This is a genomic window from Streptomyces sp. NPDC001787 (assembly GCF_040297465.1).
GTDB lineage: Bacteria > Actinomycetota > Actinomycetes > Streptomycetales > Streptomycetaceae > Streptomyces.
On the sequence record NZ_JBEOZE010000073.1, the window covers coordinates 1 to 1,086 of the forward strand.

Annotated in this window: 1 protein-coding gene; it reads right to left on the reverse strand. The window is 72.3% G+C overall.

What is annotated here, in order from left to right:
- Positions 1 to 1,086 (reverse strand): FtsK/SpoIIIE domain-containing protein (locus ABT170_RS40595; protein WP_351876299.1); only part of this gene is annotated, 1,086 nt, incomplete at both ends.

Sequence of the window (1,086 nt, forward strand, 5' to 3'; positions counted from 1 at the left end):
CGGTTGGTGACCGGCCCGACCTGAGCCGGGACCTCAGCCGCGGGCGCGGCCTGGGCGGGCGGCGCGAGCAGGAAGTCGCCGTCCTTCACCAGCCGCAGCGCGGGCCGCGCTTCCGCCGGCACTTCGTGCCCGCGGACCGGAGCGACCGCCGACCGGTGCCAGACCGGCCGGTCCGGCAGGGCGATCACGTCTGCCGGGGAGAAGGCTCGGGTGTTGATCGGGTGGGGCGGCGCCTTGGGCCCCGAGCGCAGCATCGCGACGCCCGGCATGGGCAGTTCGTGCGCGTGCCAGCCCTTCTCCGTGGCGTCCTCGCCGAACACGACCCGCGACTCACCCGAGGTGCTCAGCGCGAGCGCGGCGCGGTAGGTGATCTGGGCGCTGATCTGGGGGTCAATGCCGCCCTTGGCGTCCATGGTGGGCTTCTGCGTGGCCCAGATCAGGATGATCTCAGCCGCGCGAGCCATCCGGGCGAGGGTGCCCAGGTTCTCCATGATCCGGGACCAGTCCGGGTCTCCCGGCTCCTCCGCAGTGCCCTTGGCGCGCTTCTTCCGCGCCATGGTGATGACTTCGGCTCCCTCGTCGACGAACACCGTGATCCGGGGCCGCTCGGGCGAGATCGCGATGACGTCCTGGCCGCGCGGGATGAGCCCGAGCCGCTCATGCATCTCGGCCACCAGCTCGTCGGTGACGTCCAAGACATCCTCGGCCGTGATCGCCGTCCGGGCGCGGTGCTCCCAGTTGATGGCCTCGACCCGCTTGGGGTCGATGACAACCAGGCGGTGATCGGCCGCTTCCGACGCTTCGGCGAGGATCGCCCGCGTCGACCAGGACTTGCCCGAGCCGGACGTACCGGCGATCAGCATCCGGCGCCCGAGCGGCACCATGACCGGCTCGCCCGTGACCGTGTCGACACCCCACGGGGCGCCCGGCGTCCAGCCCGTCAGCTCGACCCCGTCGGCCGCGCTGCGGGTCCGCAGCGTGATCGTGGCGCGGTCGCCGTGGCTCCCGGCCTTGATCTCCATGCGGAGATCGGTCCGGGCCCCGAGCATCGCCCGGATCTCCTCGTGCTTGGCCTTGAAGGCCGAC